The organism is Pedobacter sp. GW460-11-11-14-TSB4 (genome assembly GCF_059423705.1).
In genome coordinates this window covers 37,813-57,273 of the sequence record NZ_JBWKYI010000017.1, presented here as the reverse complement: position 1 = coordinate 57,273, position 19,461 = coordinate 37,813, and the positions used below count along the sequence as shown (strand labels likewise).

The window sequence follows — 19,461 nt, the reverse complement described above, 5'->3', positions numbered from 1 at the left end:
AATGGGACAAAAAGCAAATCCAATAGGTAACAGGTTAGGTATCATCAAAGGATGGGATTCTAACTGGTTCGGTGGCAACAACTACTCCGATAAATTAGTTGAAGATGAGAAAATAAGAAAATACCTTTCTGCCCGTATCGCTAAAGGCGGTGTTGCAAAAGTAGTAATCGAGCGTACGTTAAAACGTATCACGGTAACTATCCACACAGCTCGTCCAGGTATCGTAATCGGTAAAGCAGGTGCTGAGGTTGATAAAATTAAAGAAGAGTTAAAGAAATTAACTAAAAAGGAAATTCAAATTAACATCTTCGAAATTAAACGCCCGGAACTTGATGCACAATTAGTTGCAGAAGGTGTTGCAAAACAATTAGAAGCAAGGATCTCATTCCGTAGAGCAATGAAATCTTCTATCGCATCAACCATGCGTATGGGTGCTGAAGGTATCAAAATCATGACTTCTGGTCGTTTAGGTGGTGCTGAGATGGCACGTACTGAGCAGTACAAAGAAGGAAGAGTGCCTTTGCATACCTTCCGTGCTGATATCGACTACGCTTTAGCTGAAGCCTTAACTACTTATGGTAAAATAGGTGTTAAAGTGTGGATCTGTAAAGGTGAGGTTTATGGAAAACGTGATTTGTCTCCAAACATTGGTGCAGCAAACAACGGTCCAAAAGGCCAGTCAGATAAACCAGCTTTCGGTGGAAGAGACAACCGTGGTGGTGGAAGAGATAACCGTGGCGGTGGTAACGACAGACGTGGTGGAAACCAAGGCGGTGGTCGTGGTCCAGGCCAGGGTGGTGCAAACAGAGGTGGTGGCGCAGGCGCTAACAGAGGTCCTCGTAAATAATTGATTTATTAACATCGTTTAACGATTAGAACAAAATAAAATGTTACAGCCAAAAAGAACGAAGTTCAGGAAGATGCAAAAAGGCAGAATGAAGGGTTTAGCTTCTCGTGGAGCTGAATTAGCATTCGGATCTTTCGGTATCAAATCTTTAGAAGCTACTTGGATCACAAGTCGCCAGATAGAGGCTGCCCGTATTGCCGTAACACGTTTCATGAAACGTGAAGGTCAAGTATGGATCAGGATATTCCCGGACAAACCAGTAACTAAGAAACCTGCTGAGGTACGTATGGGTAAAGGTAAAGGTGCTCCTGAATATTGGGTAGCAGTTGTAAGACCAGGACGTGTAATTTTCGAAGCTGAAGGTGTGCCTTTAGAAGTTGCTAAAGAAGCATTGCGTTTAGCAGCTCAGAAATTACCGATCCAAACCAAATTCGTAGTACGTAGAGATTACGTAGAAGCATAGTAAAGTGTTGAGGTGAATGTTGTAAATACTTGTTTATTATAACCGCTACACTCAACGTAAAAGAAAAAGAAAAATGAAAAATTCAGAAATCACAGGGCTTTCAAAAGAAGAATTAGTAGCTAAGATTGCGGAAGAAAAAGAGAACTTATCAAAATTGAAGTTCGCTCACACTATTTCAGCTATCGAAAATCCTTCACGCATTGCAAAAGTAAGGAAAGACATAGCCCGTTTAAACACTGAGTTGACTAAAGTGAAAAACACTGAGTCAGCTACTGAAACTAAATAATTTGAGAGTCGACATGGAAAGACAATTAAGAAAAACAAGAACCGGGTTAGTGGTAAGCAACAAGATGGATAAATCTGTTGTAGTGAGCGTGGAACGTAAAGTAAAACACCCGATTTATGGTAAGTTCGTAAAGAAAACTACCAAATTTATGGCTCACGACGAGAAAAACGAATGCGGTATCGGTGATACAGTATTAATTATGGAAACTCGTCCTTTGAGTAAAAACAAGAACTGGAGATTGGTACAAATTTTAGAAAGAGCTAAATAAGATGGTACAACAGGAATCGAGATTAAACGTTGCTGATAACAGCGGCGCAAAAGAAGTATTAGTAATTCGCGTGCTAGGTGGAACCGGCAAACGTTATGCTTCAATTGGTGATAAAGTAGTTGTTACCGTAAAAAGCGCGTTACCTTCAGGTAACATTAAAAAAGGTACAGTTTCTAAAGCAGTTGTTGTAAGAACTAAAAAAGAAATCCGTCGTAAAGATGGTTCTTATATCCGTTTTGACGATAATGCTGCTGTATTATTGAACGCACAGGATGAGCCAAGAGGTACACGTATCTTTGGCCCGGTTGCGAGAGAACTACGTGAAAAACAATTCATGAAAATTGTATCATTAGCACCGGAGGTATTATAAAATGGGAAACAAAGTAAATACACCATCAAAACTTAAAATCCGCACAGGAGATTTAGTTAAAGTCATTGCTGGCGATTCAAAAGGTCAACAAGGAAAAGTACTTTCAGTACTTATAGATAAAAACAGAGCCATTGTGGAAGGCATTAACTTAGTATCTAAACATACTAAACCAAATGCTGCTAATCCAAACGGTGGTATTATTAAAAAAGAAGCTGCTCTTCACATTTCTAACTTGATGTTGGTTGATCCAAAATCTGGTAAAGCTACCCGCGTAGGTCGTAAACTTAACGCAGATGGTAAATTAGTTAGAGTTGCTAAAATTTCAGGAGAGGAGATTAAATAATGGCTACACCTAGATTAAAAAGCAAATACAAAGAAGAAGTTGTAAATGCACTAAAAGAAAAATTTCAGTACAAAACTGTAATGCAGGTTCCTAAATTGGAAAAAATCTGTATCAATCAGGGTGTTGGTCGTTTTTCTGTTACAGATAAAAAGATTATGGATACCACGATCGTTGAGTTGACTACCATTACTGGTCAGCAAGCGGTTCCGGCTAATTCAAAGAAAGATATCTCTAACTTTAAATTACGTAAAGGTATGCCGGTAGGTGTACGTGTTACTTTACGCGATAACAACATGTACGAGTTCTTAGATCGTTTGATCTCTGTAGCTTTGCCTCGTATCCGCGATTTCAAAGGTATCAATGATAAAGGATTTGATGGAAAAGGTAACTATACATTAGGTGTTACTGAGCAAATCATCTTCCCTGAGATTAATATCGATAAAATCAATAAAATTTTAGGTATGGATATAACTTTCGTAACTTCGGCAAAATCTGACGTTGAAGCGCTTGAGTTATTGAAACAATTCGGATTACCATTTAAAAATCAAAAAACAGCAGAATAATGGCAAAAGAAGGTGTAAAAGCACGCGAAGTTAAGCGCCAAAAATTGGTAGCTAGATACGCTGAAAAACGTGCAGTATTAAAAGCTGCAGGAGATTTCGAGGGTTTAGATAAATTACCTAAAAACTCATCTCCGGTACGTTTACACAACCGTTGTAAATTAACTGGTCGCCCTCGTGGATATATGCGTACCTTTGGTATTTCAAGGGTAACGTTCCGCCAGATGGCACTAGACGGTAAAATACCAGGTGTTAAAAAAGCATCTTGGTAATATAAAGTACTAGTACTGAGTATCAAGTATAGAGTAGCAAGTATCAGGACCATATGGGACTTGATACTTGTATCTTATTACTTGATACTTATTTCTATACTAAAAAAGAATTTTAACCGGTAGCAGGTCCCATCGCCGGGTGGTGACAGGAAACCACTACCACAAATAATAAAAAATGAATACAGATCCAATAGCAGATTATTTAACAAGAGTAAGGAATGCCATTAAGGCCAACCACCGTGTTGTAGAAATTCCTGCATCAAACCTTAAAAAAGAAATTACTAAAGTTCTTTTTGACAAAGGTTACATCGCGAACTACAAGTTTGAAGATACTACAGTTCAAGGCACCATTAAAATTGCTTTGAAATACAATCCAATTACTAAAGTTCCTGCTATTCGTACATTAGTGCGAGTAAGTAAACCAGGTTTGAGAAACTATGCTGGTGTTGAAAATATGCCAAGAGTATTAAACGGTTTAGGTATCGCAATCTTATCTACTTCTAAAGGTGTAATGACCGATAAAGAAGCAGCCAAATTAAACATTGGTGGTGAGGTATTGTGTCACGTTTATTAATATTAGGAGAACAGCACAATGTCAAGAATAGGAAAAGCCCCAATTACAATCCCTGCAGGTGTTACAATTACCGTATCAAAAGATAACGTAGTAACTGTAAAAGGTCCTAAAGGTGAATTAACACAAGCAGTAGATTCAGATATCACTGTAAGTCAGGAAGACGGAATTTTAACAGTTCAACGTCCTTCAGAACAAAAGAAACACAAAGCATTACACGGTTTATATCGCTCATTGCTTAACAACATGGTTGTTGGTGTTACAGAAGGTTATAAATTAACTCAAGAATTAGTAGGTGTTGGTTACCGTGCTACAAACCAAGGTAACACACTAGATCTGGTTTTAGGTTATTCTCACCACTATGTATTCCAGTTACCAGAAGAGATTAAAGTAACTACATCTTCAGAAAAAGGTCAGACGCCTAAAATCATTTTAGAAAGTATTGACAAACAATTGATCGGTCAGGTAGCAGCGAAAATCCGTTCGTTACGTGCACCAGAGCCATATAAAGGTAAAGGTATCAAGTTTGTAGGTGAAGTGTTAAGAAGAAAAGCAGGTAAATCAGCATCTAAAAAATAGTAATCATGGCAGGTAAAAAATTATCAAGAAGAGATCGTATTAAAAAAGGGATCAGAAAAAGACTTACCGGTTCGGAAGAACGTCCAAGGTTATCTGTATATAGAAGCAATAAAGGGATTTATGCGCAGGTAATTAACGATGTAACCGGTAAAACAATAGCATCAGCATCATCATTATCGAAAGATTTTACTGGTACTGGAAACAAAAGCGATCAGTCGGTTGCAGTAGGCAAATTAGTTGCCGAAAAAGCAATCGCTGCAGGTGTTAAAGAAGTTGTTTTCGATAGAAATGGCTATTTATACCACGGTCGTGTAAAATCGTTGGCAGAGGGTGCCCGCGAAGCTGGTTTAGTATTTTAATCTGAAGAAAAAGTAAGATGTCAACTATTAATATAAAAAGAGTAAAAACCACCGATATCGAATTAAAGGATCGTTTGGTTAGTATACAACGTGTTGCCAAAGTAACCAAAGGTGGCCGTACTTTCAGCTTCTCAGCAATTGTTGTTGTAGGTGATGAAAACGGTGTTGTTGGTTTCGGTTTAGGTAAAGCGAAAGAGGTAACTGAAGCAATCGCTAAAGGTGTGGATGATGCTAAAAAGAACTTGGTAAAAGTTCCAATTTTAAACGGTACTGTTCCTCACGAGCAAATCGGTAAATTCTCAGGTGGTTTCGTTTTAATCAAACCAGCTGCAGTAGGTACCGGAGTAATTGCTGGTGGTGCGATGCGTGCTGTATTAGAGAGTGCTGGCGTGCATAACGTATTGGCAAAATCTAAAGGATCATCTAACCCACACAACGTGGTAAAAGCAACTGTTGATGCATTAACTAAAATGCGTGATGCTTATACAGTAGCCCAAACCCGTGGTATAGATTTAAACAAAGTATTTAACGGATAATATCATGGCTAAGATCAAAATAACACAAGTAAAAAGCGTTATCGACAGAAGCGAGCGCCAAAAAAGAACCGTTCAGGCTTTGGGTTTATCTAAAATGAACCAAAGTGTTGAGGTTGAAGCTACACCGCAAATTATCGGTATGGTTCGCAAAGTGAACCACCTGGTAGCAATCGAAGCAATCTAGTAAAAGTTTTAAAGGTAGTATGGGCTAAAACCTGTACTACCTTTATATATGTTTAATCGTTGTACCTGTTTAGTGAAAGCGAAGGGCAACACAAATTCAAAAAAATGAATTTAAGTAATTTAAAACCTGCAGTAGGTTCTACAAAAAACAGCAAAAGAATTGGTCGTGGTACAGGTTCTGGTCGTGGCGGTACTTCAACTCGTGGTCACAAAGGTGCGGGTTCTCGTTCAGGTCACAAAACCAAAATCGGTTTCGAAGGTGGTCAAATGCCTTTACAACGTCGTGTGCCTAAAGTTGGTTTCAAACCAATCAACCGTACAGAATATGTTGGTGTAAACTTAGATGTTTTACAAGCATTAGCTGAAAAACACAGCTTAACAACTATCGATTTCGCTGCTTTACAAGCACATGGTTTAGCTTCTAAAAACGACTTAGTTAAAATTTTAGGTCGTGGTGAAGTTAAAGCAAAGCTAGAAATTACAGCACATGCGTTCTCTGCAACCGCACAAAAAGCTATTGAAGCTGCAGGTGGTTCTATTGTAAAATTGTAATTATTAAATGAAGAAGCTATTTACTACTTTAAGTAATATCTGGAAAATTCAGGAATTAAAAGAGCGTATATTGTTTACGCTCTTAATTCTTTTGGTATACCGTTTCGTATCTCACGTGGTTTTACCAGGTGTAGATCCAACTGCTTTAGGCAATAACGAAAAATCAGGAATCTTAGGCTTACTAGATATGTTTGCCGGAGGTTCTTTCTCTCGTGTGTCTATTTTAGCATTGGGGGTAATGCCTTATATCTCTGCATCGATTGTGGTGCAACTATTGGGTATTGCTGTTCCTTCTTTCCAAAAAATGCAGAAAGAAGGCGAAAGTGGTAGAAAGAAAATGAACCAGATTACCCGTTACCTAACGGTAGCGATCACAATCGTTCAATCTGTTGGTTACGTTAAAACGCAAGTTCCTGCAGAAGCTATTTTATTGCCAAATACTTTATTCTTAGTGTTGTCTACGTTTGTATTAACAGCAGGTACATTATTTGTAATGTGGTTAGGCGAAAAAATTACTGATAAAGGTATTGGTAACGGTACATCACTAATCATTATGGTTGGTATTATTGCCCGTTTACCAGTTGCAATTTCTCAGGAATTTAGTGCACGCGTAGGTTCATCTAGTGAAGGTGGAGGTCCCGTGGCATTGGTTTTAGAGATCGTTGCATTATTTGCAGTGGTAATGTTTACCATTTTAATTGTTCAAGGTGTACGTAAAGTACCTGTACAATACGCAAAGAAAATTGTTGGTAACCGCCAGTTTGGTGGTGTTCGTCAGTACATTCCGTTAAAGGTAAATGCTGCTGGTGTAATGCCAATCATTTTTGCTCAGGCGTTAATGTTCATCCCAGGTGCTTTAATGCAGTTTGTTCCTTCATTACAAGGTTCTTGGTTAATCCAGTTCAGTAACACAACTTCGTTGGCTTATAGCTTAACGTTCGCATTTTTAATTATCGCATTTACTTTCTTCTATACTGCAATTACAGTTAATCCAACTCAAATGAGTGACGATATGAAGAAAAATGGTGGTTTTATCCCAGGTGTTAAACCGGGTTTTGCAACATCAACTTTTATTGATGATGTAATTTCTAAAATCACTTTCCCAGGTGCGGTATTTTTAGCGATCATTGCTATTTTACCTTCGTTAGCGGTTAAGTTCGGCATTAAACAAGAGTTTGCGCACTTCTTCGGTGGTACTTCTTTATTGATTTTGGTTGGTGTTGTATTGGATACTTTACAGCAGATCGAAAGTTATTTATTGATGCGCCATTATGATGGTTTGATGAAAACGGGTAGAGTTACTGGCAGAACAGGTGTTCCTGCTGCAAGTAGCAACGCAGCGTTGTAGTGTAACGGATGTCTAAAATTTATTACAAATCTCTTGAGGAGATCGAGTTAATAAGAGAAAGTTCCATGCTTGTTTCTAAAACTTTGGCCGAAGTGGCTAAGGTGATAAAAGCAGGCATGACTACTATCCAGTTAGATAAACTAGCCTATGAGTTTATAAGTGACCACGGAGCGATTCCGGCATTTTTAAACTATAATGGTTTCCCAAATTCTTTATGTATTTCGCCAAATGAGCAGGTTGTTCATGGTTTTCCAAGCGAATACATCATCAAGGAAGGCGACTTGATTTCAGTTGATTGTGGCGTAATTAAAAACAATTATTTTGGCGATTCGGCCTATACTTTCTCCATCGGGGAAATTGATGCCGAAAAACAGAAATTGGTTGAGGTTACCAAACGTTGCCTGGAACTGGGTATAGAAAAAGCGGTTGTGGGTATGCGTATCGGTGATATCGGTTTCGCAGTTCAACAATATGCAGAAGCTAATGGATTTGGGGTAGTAAGAGAGCTTGTAGGACATGGTGTTGGTGTAAAACTTCACGAGAAACCAGAAGTTCCGAATTATGGGAAACGTGGTGCAGGGCCAAAACTTGAAGAAGGAATGGTCATTGCGATAGAACCCATGATCAATGCAGGCGTAGCCGGTGTTAAATTCCATAACGATGGATGGACGGTAACCAGTAAAGACAATAAACCATCGGCACATTTTGAACACACAGTAGCTGTAAAAAAGGGCAAAGCAGATGTTTTATCAACGTTTTCTATAATAGAAGAAGTTTTACAACAAAAAAAATAAATAATTAAAATTTTTTATTTAATTTTGCAACCCTGTTTAGAAGCAGCTAATTAAGTAACAATCAATAAAATATGGCTAAACAAGCCTCAATTGAACAAGACGGAGTAATAAGAGAAGCATTATCCAATGCGATGTTCAGAGTTGAACTCGAGAACGGGCATGAGATTATTGCGCACATTTCAGGAAAGATGAGGATGCACTACATCAAGATTCTTCCTGGGGATAAAGTTAAATTGGAAATGTCTCCTTATGATTTAACAAAAGGACGCATTACTTATAGATACAAATAAAATGAAAGTTAGATCATCAATTAAAAAACGTAGCGCTGATTGTAAGATTATTCGCCGTAAAGGTAAACTTTACGTAATCAACAAGAAAAATCCTAAATACAAACAACGTCAAGGGTAATTAAAAAATATTGTAATTAACCGCACAACGGTGGCCCGCCGTTCGGAATTACTTAAAACATAAATAAATATGGCAAGGATTTCAGGTATTGATTTACCAAGAAACAAAAGAGGTGAGATCGGTTTAACCTATATCTACGGAATTGGTAGAACAACTGCTCAACGTATTTTAACTACGGCAGGTATCGATTTAAACAAAAAAGTACAAGACTGGTCTGATGATGAGTTATCAGCAATCCGTACAATGATTAACGATGAGATTAAAGTGGAAGGTGCTTTACGCTCAGAGGTTCAGTTAAACATCAAACGTTTAATGGATATTGGTTGTTACCGTGGTTTACGTCACAGAAAAGGTTTACCTTCTCGTGGTCAGCGTACTAAAAACAACTCACGTACTCGTAAGGGTAAGAGAAAAACAGTTGCTAACAAGAAAAAAGCTACTAAGTAATAGATAGGTATGAGGTGTGAGATTTTAGATGTGCGAACCATATCTTTAAAATCTACTCAGATCTGGAATAAAAGATAAATAGTAGGATACTGAGTATCGGGGTAGAGAAAGTCTCATATCTCAAGTCTCATATCTAAAATCTAAAAGATAAAATGGCTAAGAGTAAAAAAGTAACAAAAAAACGTATCGTTGTAATTGAGCCTGTTGGTCAGGCGCATATCAATGCTACCTTCAACAACATTATCGTTACCTTAACAAACAACAACGGACAGACTATTTCATGGTCATCTGCTGGTAAAATGGGCTTTAAAGGTTCTAAAAAGAACACACCTTATGCAGCTGGTCAAGCAGCTTCAGATTGTGGTAAAGTTGCGTTTGATTTAGGTTTACGTAAAGTTGAAGTATTTGTAAAAGGTCCGGGTTCAGGTCGTGAGTCTGCAATCAGAACTTTGCAAGTAGCAGGTATCGAAGTAACATCTATTAAAGATATTACTCCACTTCCTCACAACGGATGTCGTCCTCCTAAAAAGAGAAGAGTTTAATTAATTTTAAAGCTAAGAATCTCCAGCTTCAGGTTGGATGATACTTTAAAACAGAAAAAAAATGGCAAGATATACAGGCCCAAAATCAAAAATCGCCCGTAAATTCAGAGAACCAATCTTCGGTCCTGATAAGGTGTTAGACAGAAAAAATTATCCTCCTGGGCAACATGGCTCATCAAAAAGAAGAGGAAAACAATCTGAATATGCGATCCAGTTAATGGAGAAACAAAAAGTAAAATATACTTATGGTGTATTAGAAAAACAATTCAGTAACTTGTTTAAAAAAGCATCTTCTCGTGCTGGTATTACCGGTGATAACTTACTTCAGTTATTAGAAGCACGTTTAGATAACACAGTTTACCGTTTAGGTATTTCAACAACCCGTTCTGGTGCACGCCAGTTAGTTAGCCATAAACACGTAACCGTGAATGGTGAAGTTGTAAATATCCCTTCTTATCAGTTAAAAGCTGGTGATGTGGTTGCTGTTCGTGAAAAATCTAAATCTTTAGAATCAATTAGTAACTCAGTTGCAGGTAGAACAATTAATAAGTTTGCCTGGTTAGAATGGAACGCTAGTGAATTAACTGGTAAATTCTTAACCTACCCTCAACGTGATGAGATTCCTGAAAACATTAAGGAAAACTTAATCATCGAGTTGTACTCAAAGTAATAAATGATCTGGTTAATTACCTCAAAAGGGTAATTAACTTTTTTCATGTTACTATATATTCAATAACGAATTTAAAAAATTATAAATGGCAATTTTAGCATTTCAGAAACCAGACAAAGTGATCATGCAGAAATCAACTGATTTCGATGGCACATTTGAATTTCGTCCTTTAGAGCCCGGTTTCGGTGTAACAATTGGTAATGCCTTAAGAAGAATCTTACTTTCTTCATTAGAAGGTTATGCTATTACTACTATTCGTTTTTCAGGCGTTTCTCACGAATTTTCTACCATGAAAGGTGTTGTAGAAGATTTAACTGATATTATCTTAAACTTAAAACAAGTGCGTTTTAAGAAAACAGGTGATTCAGGTGATTCTGAAAAAGTTTTCATCATCGTTAATGGTCAAGATCAGTTTAAAGCTGGTGATATCACTAAATTCTCTAACAACTTTACAGTTTTAAACCCTGAGCATGTAATTTGCAACATGGATAAATCTGTTACTTTGGAAGTGGAATTAACCATCAATAAAGGACGTGGTTATGTACCTGCTGAAGAAAATAAAGTTGCTGATGCTGTTGTAGGTGTAATCGCAATCGATTCGATTTATACTCCAATGAAAAATGTAAAATACACGATCGAAAACTTTCGTGTTGAGCAAAAAACGGATTATGAAAAATTGGTTTTAGATATCTCTACTGACGGTTCAATTCATCCTGAAGAAGCATTAAAAGAAGCGGCTAAGATCCTTATCCAACACTTTATGTTATTCTCTGATGAGAATTTGGTATTAGAATCTCAAGCTAAAGAAGAAACTAAAGAAGTTGATGAGGAAATTTTACATATGCGTAAAATCCTTAAAACTGAATTAGTGGATATGGATCTTTCAGTTAGGGCATTAAACTGCTTAAAAGCTGCTGATATCCGTACTTTAGCTGATTTAGTTTCTTACGATGTGGCTGATATGTTAAAATTCAGAAACTTCGGTAAAAAATCTTTAACAGAGATCCAGGAATTAGTAAAATCAAAAGGTTTATCATTTGGTATGAACCTGTCTAAATTTAAATTAGACGAAGAGTAGCCCCTAAATCCCCTAAAGGGGACTTAGAAAAATAAATAATTTTTCACAGTGTATAATTCCCTCAGCTTAATTGCAACGAGACGGTATACACTCAATTAAAAAACAATGAGACACGGTAAAAAAGTAAACCACTTAGGTAGAACCGCAAGCCACAGAAAGGCGATGTTAGCTAACATGGCTTCATCACTTATTTTGCACAAAAGAATTACAACAACTTTAGCTAAAGCTAAAGCTTTACGTACTTATGTTGAGCCAATTATCACTAAATCAAAAAATGATACTACTCACTCACGTCGTACAGTATTTGCTTACTTACAAGATAAAGAAGTAGTAACTATTTTATTCCGCGAAGTTGCTGAGAAAGTTGCAAACCGTCCAGGTGGTTACACTCGTATCATTAAATTAAACAACCGTTTAGGTGATAACGCTGAAATGGCTTTAATTGAATTGGTAGACTACAATACAGTTTACGGTAAAGATGCAGAGGTTAAAGAAGAGAAGAAAACAACTCGTCGTGGTAGAAGTAAAGCTACTGCTGCACCTAAAGCTGCTGAAGCGAAAGCTGAAGTTGCCGAAGAAGTTGCTCCTGCTGAAGAAGCGCCTGCTACAGAAGAACCTAAAGGAGAATAATTTTATTCACCTTAAGCATAAGAAAGTCCTGTTCGAAAGAGCAGGACTTTTTTGTTTTTGTGCCGTTATATCGTAACATCAGACACCGCATGATCCATGGCATAAATTCCACTAGGCAACCGGCTACCTGCTAATAAACCATTGACTAATGAACTCATGAACGAAATGAGCAAACGTTTGTCTCATTTTTTCATTACATAGCTTTATTTCAGTCAGGTATCTATAAATTAGCCAAAAACAAATTTGAAATGAAATTTAGGCTTTTTCTCTTACTCTGTCTTTTCGGACAGTTATCTCTTAATGCTCAAACACTAAAATACACCAATGGTAATAATGCCTGGAATCCCGATTCGTTAGGTAACCATAGGGTTGTTGTACAGTTTGCCGGTACAGGCAAAATTGCCCATGCAAAAATCGATTGGCGCAGAAGGGATGAACATCCGGAGCTAAAAGGAATCATCATAAAAGATGCAAATGGTAAAACTGTTTCAGTTGCAGGTACAGATAAACTGACCAGGGAAAGTGCTGATATTTATTTTGAAGCAGCAGGAGCTGGAAAATATTATATCTATTATCTTGCATATAAAAATGAAGGCAGGGACAATTATCCTAAAGGCGTTTATTTAAAACCTAAACAAGTAGATCAAAGCTGGTTAAACCAGGCTAAACTAGTAAAAGTAAATACATCTGTTTTAGAGATTCAATCTATCGATGCTTTTAACGCTTTTTATCCGATGGAGGTTATTGCCACAGGTAAAGAAACAGCAGCCATTAAAGCTAAATATGCAGCAGAAGCTTTTATTGTTTTTCCGGAGGACAGGATGTATCCGATTAAGATGCAAAATGACTTACCTTATCGTTGGGTACAAAAAGGCGCTACAAATACTTTTACAGGGTCAGCTGCTAAAGGCGAAAACTATGCTTTTCAACTGGGTGTATTCGCATTGAGAGAACTGAAAAATGTAGTGGTTAGCTTCGGCGATTTAAAAACCGCAACAGGAAAAGTGATTTCTTCAAAATACATTAATTGTTTGAATACCAATGGAACCAGTTACGATAACAAACCTTTAGTTGAAACCGTAAATGTAGCTTCTGGTAAGATTCAGCCCATGTGGATTACGGTGAACGTCCCTAAAAATACCGCTGCTGGTATTTATGCTGGAAAGTTTACAGTGAAAGCCAATGGGAAATCTAAAGTAATCGATGCCAAAATCACGGTAAGTAATGAAGTTTTAGCCGATGCCGGTGTAGGCACTCCAGATAAACAGACCCGCTTAACCTGGTTAAATTCTACTTTAGCACAATCGAATACAGTTGTTGCTCCTTATACGCCACTAACGGTTGATGGCAATGTGATCTCGCTATTAGGAAGAAAGTTCGAAATTAATACAGATGGTTTCCCTAAGCAGATTCAAACCTTCTTTAATGCCGAAATGACGGCTTATAGCGAAAAACCAAATAATATCCTGGCCGAGCCTATTCACTTTCATTTTTTTAATACACCAAAAACACAAGAGAAATTGGTTCCTAGTAATTTCCGGATCACCAGTAAGGAAGCTGGAACGGTAAAGTGGACGGCCACGAATACTTCAGAAAACCTGAAAATGGATTTGGAAGGTGCTTTGGAGTTTGATGGTTACGTACATTACGTAGTTAAGGTTACCGCTTTAAAAGATGTGGAGTTTAGCAATGTTGATTTTCATATCCCATTTGATAAAAATTCAACAAAATATTTGATGGGCTTAGGTGAAAAGGGTGGTGTTAGACCAGATACCGTAAAATGGAAATGGGATGTGGCCAATAAAAACCAGGATGCCGTTTGGATTGGGAATGTAAATGCCGGGCTCTACTATAATTTAAGAGATGAGAACTATGTTCGCCCGCTTAATACCAATTTCTATCTTCAGAAGCCTTTATTATTGCCTAAATCGTGGGGTAATGGAGATAAAGGGGGAATCCAGATCAATGTTAAAGGCAGTTCGATGCTTGCTGATAACTTTACCGGTGCAAGAAACATGAAAAAAGGCGATGTGCTTTATTATAATTTCAATTTATTAATCACGCCCTTCCACTTGCTAAACACCGATTTTCAATGGGATAACCGCTTCTATCATAAATATGGCGATTTAGATACGATTAAAGCTAAAGGTGCAACCGTAGTGAACATCCACCATGCCACACCGATCAATCCCTGGATCAACTACCCGTTTATCGAATGGAAAAAGATGAAAGATTATATTGGTAATGCACATTCGAAAGGTTTAAAAGTTAAAATTTACAATACGGTTCGCGAGTTATCTAACCATGCATATGAGTGGCCCGCTTTAAGAAGTTTAGGTACTGAGGTGTACTCTCCGGGTAAGGGCGGTGGCTTTAGCTGGTTACAGGAACATTTAGATTCTAATTATATTGCTGCCTGGTTTGTGCCTGAAATTAAAGATGCTGCCGTAATTAACAGCGGTATGAACCGTTGGCACAACTATTATGTAGAAGGTATGAACTGGTTGGTCAACAATGTCGGGATTGATGGGGTATACTTAGATGATGTGGCTTTCGATCGGGTAACGATGAAACGTATTAAACGTGTATTGACACAGGATAACCACCCTGGTATTATCGACTTACACTCGGCCAATCAATACAACAAAAGCGACGGCTTTAACAATAGTGCCATCCTATATTTGGAACATTTTCCTTACCTGAACCGTTTATGGTTTGGTGAGTATTTCGATTACCAAAAAAACAATCCCGATTTCTTTTTAACAGAAGTAAGTGGAATTCCTTTTGGATTAATGGGAGAGATGCTGCAAGATGATGGAAACCCTTGGCGCGGTATGATTTACGGTATGACAAGTCGTTTAGGCTGGTCTGACAAAAGTGATCCAAAACCTTTATGGAAGGCCTGGGATAACTTTGGCATAAAAGGATCTGAGATGATCGGTTACTGGAGTGAAAATTCTCCGGTTAAAACCGATAACGCTAAAGTATTGGCAACTGTTTACAAACAAAAGGGTAAAACCATGATTGCATTAGCCAGCTGGGCAGAGGGTGATGTAAAGGTTAATTTAACCATCGATTGGGCCAAGTTAGGTTTAGATGCCGGTAAAGTAAAAATAGCCGCTCCTGCAATTGATAAATTCCAAACAGCTGGAAGTTATCCCGATGGAAAATCTATTCCTATTGAAAAAGGAAAAGGTTTGATATTGATAGTAGAATAAAATATCGTCGTCACCCTGAACTTGTTTCGGGAACTTTGTAACAGAAACGACGTACCGATAATGCAAATAATATTATATCGTCATTTCGAGCGGAGTGCAGCGCAGTCGAGAAATCTATTATAGATCTCTCCATTTCGCTATGCTCCAGTCGAGATGACGATTTTTTTTGAGAAGCTATACCTTCACGTTCTCCATTCCGTACTGTTTCAGCACATCTTCAGGAACACCGGCCCATTGGTTTGGTGCATTACCGACATAACCAATATCTTTTACGCCAATTTCTGTAGTGTAAAAACCTGATGCAGTTAAATCTCTCATTCTATTGAAAAAAGTTACACCTGCCTGCATTTCGGGTCTGGCTTTTTTAGGATAAGCAATTTCATCCACAATCGAAATCTGTTGGTCTGCTGATGCTTCCACAAATGATTTTTGGAATTTATTAAAGCTATATACATCCAGCCATTTTAGGCCACCACGCATGGGTACTTGATGTTCAGGGATATCTTTTACAATAAATTCGATAAACTCTGGCACTTTAGCATCAGATGCGCTGCCTGATACATCATCTTTAGGAATAATAATATCAGCCAGAACGGTAATGGTGGCCATTTCATGTTTAGTAAAAAATGTCTCGGCCTTTAATTTCTTATCCCGGTCTAATTCCCATTGCTCTCTTCCAGCTTCTTTTGCGCTTTCTTCTGGTGCGGCAACTTCGGTTTTGGTTTCGGGCTGCTTACAGGCATCAAGCAGCACAGTTGTACTTATGGCTGTTAAACCTAATGCTTTTAGCGAATCACGTCTGTTCATATGGTAATTCTTTAAATGTTTTGTTTTTTCTTTTGAGCTAAAATATATTCGGCGGTACGCATAGAAAGTGCCAAAATTGTCCAGGTGGCATTTTTATCACCTTGTTGAACAAATGGACCAGCATCTACTACAAACAGGTTTTTACAGTCGTGTGCCTGGCAGTATTTGTTTAACGCTGATTTTTTAGGGTCGTCGCCCATGCGAATGGTTCCAACTTCGTGGATAATTTTTCCGGGGTTGAGTAAACCGTAATTGGTATCTGCGCCCTGAATTTCAGAAGTAACCACCGCACCCATTTCTTTCATGATGGAAAGGAAGGTTTCCTGCATATGTTTAGCCTGCAGAATTTCATCTTTAGCCCATTTATAGTTAAATCTTAAAACCGGGATACCGTATTTATCTACCGTATTGGGGTCAATTTCACAATAGTTATCTTCTCTGGCGATTGCCGTACCACGGCCAGCCATTCCAACACCAGTTCCATAGAAACGACGGTAATCATCCTTCAACGATTTTCCATAACCTCCGGCTTCTTTCATTTTGCCATCCCTGCCAGGTACCATTCCGTTCATCTGCGCTACGCCGCCGCCAAAGCCATATGCAGGCATGCCCATACCACCCCAATATTCGATGTGGTAACCACGTGGAAAGTTTAGTTTACGGTTATCTAACCACCATGGCGAATAGATATGCACACTGCCCAAGCCATCTTCATTATAACGTTTTCTATCCATTAATTGTGGAAGAAAACCCGAAACACTTGCTCCGGTAGAGTCATGCAGGTATTTTCCAACTACACCACTGCTATTGGCCAAACCATTCGGGTGAGATGTTGATTTTGAATTCAATAAAATACGCGCTGATTCGCAGGCGCTGGCTCCTAAAATAACCAGTTTGCCATTTACCTGGTATTCTTGCAGGTCTTTTCGGTTTACGTATGAAACGCCTTTTGCAGAACCATCTTTATCGGTAATAACTTCGCGCACCATGGCATCGGTAATTACAGTCAGGTTTCCTGTTTTTACAGCAGGGTTGACCAAACATGATGACGATGAAAAATCGCCATAAACTTTACAGCTTCTACCGCATTGGCCGCAATAGAAACAAGGTGCACGGTCGTTGTTATTGGGCAAGGCTTCGGTAAGTACCGATCCACGGCCGGTAATTACTTTTACCCCTGCCTTTTCTGCACCTTTTTTTATAAAAAGTTCGTTTAATCGTGGTTTTGGCGGTTTCATAAAAATGCCGTCTGGCTCATTTTCCAAACCTTCTGCAGTTCCATAAATACCAATCATGCGGTCGACTTTATCGTAGAAGGGTTTTACATCAGCGTAGGTAATAGGCCAGGCATCAGTTAAGCCATCTTTAGGTTTAAAATCTTCAGGCCCCATTCGCAAAGAAATCCTTCCCCAGTGATTGGTACGGCCACCGAGCATACGCGAACGGAACCATTCGAATTCGCTTTTATTTTTCTGGGTATAAGGTTCGCCTTCTAATTCCCATCCTCCATAAGAAGCATCAAAATCTCCAAATGGACGTGTTGTACTGGCGCCACGACGGGGAGATTCCCAGGGCCATTTTAATTGATGTGAATCTAGTCGTGGATCGAAATTTTGACCAGCCTCTAGCAATAGAACCTTTTGACCTGCATGTGCCAGAACGTATGCGGCCATTCCGCCACCTGCACCTGAGCCAACAATAATGGCATCATAAACGGTAGGCGATTTTTTTATCTGAAAGTCACTCATGAATTGTGGTTAGATGTTTTTATATACTCTAATCTAAAACTTAATTTTTTGAAAAAAAAGTGTTCAGCTACTTTGGAATCAATATAGATAATATAGCCCATGCGTATTTCTAAATCGTATTACGTCATTCATTTATTTAGAGCTCTGATAAAGGTTTTCTAGCAGAAATTCATTTCATTTTCCCTTTTACATCTTCCATCATTCGCTGTATAGTCGCTCTATTGTTACATTATTTCCTGAATGTTCAGCTCCGGATAAACTTGATTATCTTTGCAGTTCAAATCAATGTCAGTGTCAGAATACAACAACCAATTTACTACTGCTTTAAAAGAAAGCCTGGATGCCGAAACTTTTGTCAAAATTTCTTTGGGAAATTACAAAGGAGAGGAGGAAGCATTAAAACAATTGCTGATTCGTAAAGTGATCATTAAACGCGAAACTAAACTAGCTTTTACCTATCGTTACAAAACACGCGATGTGGTTAAAAACTATGCGATTGATGATGCTGTTGACCTAATTTCCGGTTATCTGGCTAATGGATTTAAGATTGCCACCTTGTTTAGCACTGAAAAAGACCTGATTTTGGAAGAACTGAACAATGGTAAGGTTGTTTTTAGAGAAAGCAAAGCATCAAGTGCAGCAGCCCCCTCTGCCAGTCACGACAAAGAGAAAGTAAGGTTAATTAAACCCGAAGCAAAGTCTTATTTAACGGAGCTGAAAATCACCGATGTAGAAGGTAAGGTATTCAAAAATGCGCAGGATAAATTCCGCCAGATTAACCATTACATTGAAATTTTAAGTTCTTTAATTAAAGAATTGCCTGAAGGTAGCATTAAAAAGGTAGCCGATATGGGCTCAGGTAAAGGTTATTTAACTTTTGCCTTGTACGATTACCTGCACTCGGTTTTAAAATTGGAAACTGAAGTGGTAGGCGTGGAGTATCGCCAGGATATGGTTGATTTGTGTAATCAGGTTGCCGAAAAATCTTCATTCGCTCAATTGAATTTTCTTCAGGGAACGATTGAGGATTACAAGGCTGAAGATGTAAACTTGTTAATTGCCTTGCATGCCTGTGATACCGCTACCGACGACGCCATTTTTAAGGGAATTAAAGCCAATGCCGAACTGATTGTGGTTGCGCCATGCTGCCATAAGCAGATCCGCAGGGAAATTGAGCAAAATAAAGTAAAGAACGATGTTTCATTTTTAACTAAATATGGCATCTTTTTAGAACGCCAGGCAGAAATGGTTACCGATGGAATCCGGGCGCTGATTTTAGAGTACTTCGGGTATAAAACCAAAGTGTTCGAATTTATTTCAGATGCGCATACGCCTAAGAATGTTCTGGTTGTTGGCGTGAAAGGCAAAGGGCTTGGCGTAGAGCGGAAAGCAGAAATTTTACAAAAAATTAAAGCAAGTAAGGAATATTTTGGAATTGGTTACCATCACTTAGAAAGATTGTTGGAGTTGTAAATTTCTAATACTGTCGTCATGCTGAATTTATTTCAGCATCTATTATGTACTATAAAACAGATGGGGCATTTTCGTTGGGTGAGACACCGACCGTTTGTATCGATTCTCC

At 38.3% G+C, this 19,461-nt stretch carries 27 protein-coding genes; 25 read left to right on the top strand and 2 right to left on the bottom strand.

What is annotated here, in order from left to right; genetic code table 11:
- Position 1: 1 nt before the first annotated feature.
- The 24 genes from rpsC (at position 2) to AC07YT_RS16405 (ending at position 15,324) form a co-directional block, all read left to right on the top strand.
- Entirely contained in the window at positions 2 to 847 is an 846-nt protein-coding gene (gene rpsC, locus AC07YT_RS16520) for a 30S ribosomal protein S3 (RefSeq protein ID WP_086547741.1), read from the top strand.
- Between the two features lie 40 nt (positions 848 to 887).
- Positions 888 to 1,310, top strand: coding sequence for a 50S ribosomal protein L16 (gene rplP / locus AC07YT_RS16515; RefSeq protein ID WP_010599903.1), 423 nt, complete (start codon positions 888 to 890; stop codon positions 1,308 to 1,310).
- Between the two features lie 73 nt (positions 1,311 to 1,383).
- Positions 1,384 to 1,596, top strand: coding sequence for a 50S ribosomal protein L29 (gene rpmC, locus AC07YT_RS16510; protein WP_025145217.1), 213 nt, complete (start codon positions 1,384 to 1,386; stop codon positions 1,594 to 1,596).
- A gap of 13 nt (positions 1,597 to 1,609) precedes the next feature.
- Positions 1,610 to 1,864, top strand: coding sequence for a 30S ribosomal protein S17 (gene rpsQ, locus AC07YT_RS16505; protein ID WP_010599901.1), 255 nt, complete (start codon positions 1,610 to 1,612; stop codon positions 1,862 to 1,864).
- A 1-nt stretch (position 1,865) separates the two neighbouring features.
- A complete protein-coding gene (gene rplN / locus AC07YT_RS16500) occupies positions 1,866 to 2,234 on the top strand; it encodes a 50S ribosomal protein L14 (protein ID WP_010599900.1) in 369 nt (122 codons plus the stop codon).
- 1 nt (position 2,235) lies between these two features.
- On the top strand, positions 2,236 to 2,577 hold the full coding sequence (gene rplX / locus AC07YT_RS16495; RefSeq protein ID WP_029278653.1) for a 50S ribosomal protein L24: 342 nt from the start codon (positions 2,236 to 2,238) through the stop codon (positions 2,575 to 2,577).
- Entirely contained in the window at positions 2,574 to 3,140 is a 567-nt protein-coding gene (gene rplE / locus AC07YT_RS16490; protein WP_086547740.1) for a 50S ribosomal protein L5, read from the top strand. Before rplX ends, rplE begins: the two co-directional genes overlap by 4 nt.
- Positions 3,140 to 3,409 carry a 30S ribosomal protein S14 gene (gene rpsN, locus AC07YT_RS16485; protein WP_025145214.1) on the top strand — a complete coding sequence of 90 codons (270 nt, stop codon included), beginning with the start codon at positions 3,140 to 3,142 and terminating at the stop codon, positions 3,407 to 3,409. Before rplE ends, rpsN begins: the two co-directional genes overlap by 1 nt.
- Before the next feature lie 175 nt (positions 3,410 to 3,584).
- Positions 3,585 to 3,983, top strand: coding sequence for a 30S ribosomal protein S8 (gene rpsH, locus AC07YT_RS16480; RefSeq protein WP_010599896.1), 399 nt, complete (start codon positions 3,585 to 3,587; stop codon positions 3,981 to 3,983).
- 18 nt (positions 3,984 to 4,001) lie between these two features.
- Entirely contained in the window at positions 4,002 to 4,559 is a 558-nt protein-coding gene (gene rplF / locus AC07YT_RS16475; RefSeq protein WP_057932149.1) for a 50S ribosomal protein L6, read from the top strand.
- A 5-nt stretch (positions 4,560 to 4,564) separates the two neighbouring features.
- On the top strand, positions 4,565 to 4,918 hold the full coding sequence (gene rplR, locus AC07YT_RS16470; protein WP_029278655.1) for a 50S ribosomal protein L18: 354 nt from the start codon (positions 4,565 to 4,567) through the stop codon (positions 4,916 to 4,918).
- 17 nt (positions 4,919 to 4,935) lie between these two features.
- Positions 4,936 to 5,454 (top strand): 30S ribosomal protein S5, encoded by a 519-nt coding sequence (gene rpsE / locus AC07YT_RS16465; RefSeq protein ID WP_010599893.1) that lies wholly within the window; start codon positions 4,936 to 4,938, stop codon positions 5,452 to 5,454.
- Between the two features lie 4 nt (positions 5,455 to 5,458).
- The gene (rpmD, locus tag AC07YT_RS16460; RefSeq protein ID WP_010599892.1) at positions 5,459 to 5,638 is read left to right on the top strand and encodes a 50S ribosomal protein L30; all 180 of its coding nucleotides are present in this window, start codon (positions 5,459 to 5,461) and stop codon (positions 5,636 to 5,638) included.
- 104 nt (positions 5,639 to 5,742) lie between these two features.
- Positions 5,743 to 6,189: a 50S ribosomal protein L15 gene (rplO, locus tag AC07YT_RS16455; protein ID WP_025145210.1), complete on the top strand. Its 447-nt coding sequence runs from the start codon at positions 5,743 to 5,745 to the stop codon at positions 6,187 to 6,189.
- Between the two features lie 7 nt (positions 6,190 to 6,196).
- Positions 6,197 to 7,537: a preprotein translocase subunit SecY gene (gene secY, locus AC07YT_RS16450; protein ID WP_029278656.1), complete on the top strand. Its 1,341-nt coding sequence runs from the start codon at positions 6,197 to 6,199 to the stop codon at positions 7,535 to 7,537.
- An 8-nt stretch (positions 7,538 to 7,545) separates the two neighbouring features.
- A complete protein-coding gene (gene map, locus AC07YT_RS16445) occupies positions 7,546 to 8,331 on the top strand; it encodes a type I methionyl aminopeptidase (RefSeq protein WP_086547739.1) in 786 nt (261 codons plus the stop codon).
- Positions 8,332 to 8,402: 71 nt separating this feature from the next.
- A complete protein-coding gene (gene infA, locus AC07YT_RS16440) occupies positions 8,403 to 8,621 on the top strand; it encodes a translation initiation factor IF-1 (RefSeq protein ID WP_010599888.1) in 219 nt (72 codons plus the stop codon).
- Between the two features lies 1 nt (position 8,622).
- Entirely contained in the window at positions 8,623 to 8,739 is a 117-nt protein-coding gene (rpmJ, locus tag AC07YT_RS16435; protein ID WP_010599887.1) for a 50S ribosomal protein L36, read from the top strand.
- 69 nt (positions 8,740 to 8,808) lie between these two features.
- The gene (gene rpsM, locus AC07YT_RS16430) at positions 8,809 to 9,186 is read left to right on the top strand and encodes a 30S ribosomal protein S13 (protein WP_010599886.1); all 378 of its coding nucleotides are present in this window, start codon (positions 8,809 to 8,811) and stop codon (positions 9,184 to 9,186) included.
- A 152-nt stretch (positions 9,187 to 9,338) separates the two neighbouring features.
- Positions 9,339 to 9,728: a 30S ribosomal protein S11 gene (rpsK, locus tag AC07YT_RS16425; RefSeq protein ID WP_010599885.1), complete on the top strand. Its 390-nt coding sequence runs from the start codon at positions 9,339 to 9,341 to the stop codon at positions 9,726 to 9,728.
- Between the two features lie 61 nt (positions 9,729 to 9,789).
- Positions 9,790 to 10,398, top strand: a complete 609-nt coding sequence (gene rpsD, locus AC07YT_RS16420; RefSeq protein WP_029282720.1) for a 30S ribosomal protein S4 — start codon at positions 9,790 to 9,792, stop codon at positions 10,396 to 10,398.
- Between the two features lie 85 nt (positions 10,399 to 10,483).
- Positions 10,484 to 11,476 (top strand): DNA-directed RNA polymerase subunit alpha, encoded by a 993-nt coding sequence (locus AC07YT_RS16415; RefSeq protein ID WP_025145205.1) that lies wholly within the window; start codon positions 10,484 to 10,486, stop codon positions 11,474 to 11,476.
- Positions 11,477 to 11,581: 105 nt separating this feature from the next.
- Positions 11,582 to 12,106, top strand: a complete 525-nt coding sequence (gene rplQ, locus AC07YT_RS16410) for a 50S ribosomal protein L17 (RefSeq protein WP_086547738.1) — start codon at positions 11,582 to 11,584, stop codon at positions 12,104 to 12,106.
- Positions 12,107 to 12,354: 248 nt separating this feature from the next.
- Positions 12,355 to 15,324: a glycoside hydrolase domain-containing protein gene (locus tag AC07YT_RS16405; protein ID WP_086547737.1), complete on the top strand. Its 2,970-nt coding sequence runs from the start codon at positions 12,355 to 12,357 to the stop codon at positions 15,322 to 15,324.
- Between the two features lie 174 nt (positions 15,325 to 15,498).
- Here the strand turns inward: AC07YT_RS16405 and AC07YT_RS16400 are convergent, their stop codons facing one another.
- Complete coding sequence (locus tag AC07YT_RS16400) at positions 15,499 to 16,131, bottom strand: gluconate 2-dehydrogenase subunit 3 family protein (RefSeq protein ID WP_086547736.1); 633 nt, start codon at positions 16,129 to 16,131, stop codon at positions 15,499 to 15,501.
- Between the two features lie 11 nt (positions 16,132 to 16,142).
- Positions 16,143 to 17,879 carry a GMC family oxidoreductase gene (locus AC07YT_RS16395; protein ID WP_086547735.1) on the bottom strand — a complete coding sequence of 579 codons (1,737 nt, stop codon included), beginning with the start codon at positions 17,877 to 17,879 and terminating at the stop codon, positions 16,143 to 16,145.
- Between the two features lie 285 nt (positions 17,880 to 18,164).
- Here AC07YT_RS16395 and AC07YT_RS16390 point away from each other — a divergent pair, with 285 nt between their 5' ends.
- Positions 18,165 to 19,352 carry a class I SAM-dependent methyltransferase gene (locus AC07YT_RS16390; RefSeq protein WP_086547734.1) on the top strand — a complete coding sequence of 396 codons (1,188 nt, stop codon included), beginning with the start codon at positions 18,165 to 18,167 and terminating at the stop codon, positions 19,350 to 19,352.
- Positions 19,353 to 19,461: the final 109 nt, after the last annotated feature.

Coding starts and splice junctions, on each gene's coding strand:
- rpsC (WP_086547741.1), top strand. CDS start 2: ATGGGACAAAAAGCAAATCCAATAGGTAACAGGTTAGGTATCATCAAA.
- rplP (WP_010599903.1), top strand. CDS start 888: ATGTTACAGCCAAAAAGAACGAAGTTCAGGAAGATGCAAAAAGGCAGA.
- rpmC (WP_025145217.1), top strand. CDS start 1,384: ATGAAAAATTCAGAAATCACAGGGCTTTCAAAAGAAGAATTAGTAGCT.
- rpsQ (WP_010599901.1), top strand. CDS start 1,610: ATGGAAAGACAATTAAGAAAAACAAGAACCGGGTTAGTGGTAAGCAAC.
- rplN (WP_010599900.1), top strand. CDS start 1,866: ATGGTACAACAGGAATCGAGATTAAACGTTGCTGATAACAGCGGCGCA.
- rplX (WP_029278653.1), top strand. CDS start 2,236: ATGGGAAACAAAGTAAATACACCATCAAAACTTAAAATCCGCACAGGA.
- rpsN (WP_025145214.1), top strand. CDS start 3,140: ATGGCAAAAGAAGGTGTAAAAGCACGCGAAGTTAAGCGCCAAAAATTG.
- rpsH (WP_010599896.1), top strand. CDS start 3,585: ATGAATACAGATCCAATAGCAGATTATTTAACAAGAGTAAGGAATGCC.
- rplF (WP_057932149.1), top strand. CDS start 4,002: ATGTCAAGAATAGGAAAAGCCCCAATTACAATCCCTGCAGGTGTTACA.
- rplR (WP_029278655.1), top strand. CDS start 4,565: ATGGCAGGTAAAAAATTATCAAGAAGAGATCGTATTAAAAAAGGGATC.
- rpsE (WP_010599893.1), top strand. CDS start 4,936: ATGTCAACTATTAATATAAAAAGAGTAAAAACCACCGATATCGAATTA.
- rpmD (WP_010599892.1), top strand. CDS start 5,459: ATGGCTAAGATCAAAATAACACAAGTAAAAAGCGTTATCGACAGAAGC.
- rplO (WP_025145210.1), top strand. CDS start 5,743: ATGAATTTAAGTAATTTAAAACCTGCAGTAGGTTCTACAAAAAACAGC.
- secY (WP_029278656.1), top strand. CDS start 6,197: ATGAAGAAGCTATTTACTACTTTAAGTAATATCTGGAAAATTCAGGAA.
- map (WP_086547739.1), top strand. CDS start 7,546: ATGTCTAAAATTTATTACAAATCTCTTGAGGAGATCGAGTTAATAAGA.
- infA (WP_010599888.1), top strand. CDS start 8,403: ATGGCTAAACAAGCCTCAATTGAACAAGACGGAGTAATAAGAGAAGCA.
- rpmJ (WP_010599887.1), top strand. CDS start 8,623: ATGAAAGTTAGATCATCAATTAAAAAACGTAGCGCTGATTGTAAGATT.
- rpsM (WP_010599886.1), top strand. CDS start 8,809: ATGGCAAGGATTTCAGGTATTGATTTACCAAGAAACAAAAGAGGTGAG.
- rpsK (WP_010599885.1), top strand. CDS start 9,339: ATGGCTAAGAGTAAAAAAGTAACAAAAAAACGTATCGTTGTAATTGAG.
- rpsD (WP_029282720.1), top strand. CDS start 9,790: ATGGCAAGATATACAGGCCCAAAATCAAAAATCGCCCGTAAATTCAGA.
- AC07YT_RS16415 (WP_025145205.1), top strand. CDS start 10,484: ATGGCAATTTTAGCATTTCAGAAACCAGACAAAGTGATCATGCAGAAA.
- rplQ (WP_086547738.1), top strand. CDS start 11,582: ATGAGACACGGTAAAAAAGTAAACCACTTAGGTAGAACCGCAAGCCAC.
- AC07YT_RS16405 (WP_086547737.1), top strand. CDS start 12,355: ATGAAATTTAGGCTTTTTCTCTTACTCTGTCTTTTCGGACAGTTATCT.
- AC07YT_RS16400 (WP_086547736.1), bottom strand. CDS start 16,131: ATGAACAGACGTGATTCGCTAAAAGCATTAGGTTTAACAGCCATAAGT.
- AC07YT_RS16395 (WP_086547735.1), bottom strand. CDS start 17,879: ATGAGTGACTTTCAGATAAAAAAATCGCCTACCGTTTATGATGCCATT.
- AC07YT_RS16390 (WP_086547734.1), top strand. CDS start 18,165: ATGTCAGTGTCAGAATACAACAACCAATTTACTACTGCTTTAAAAGAA.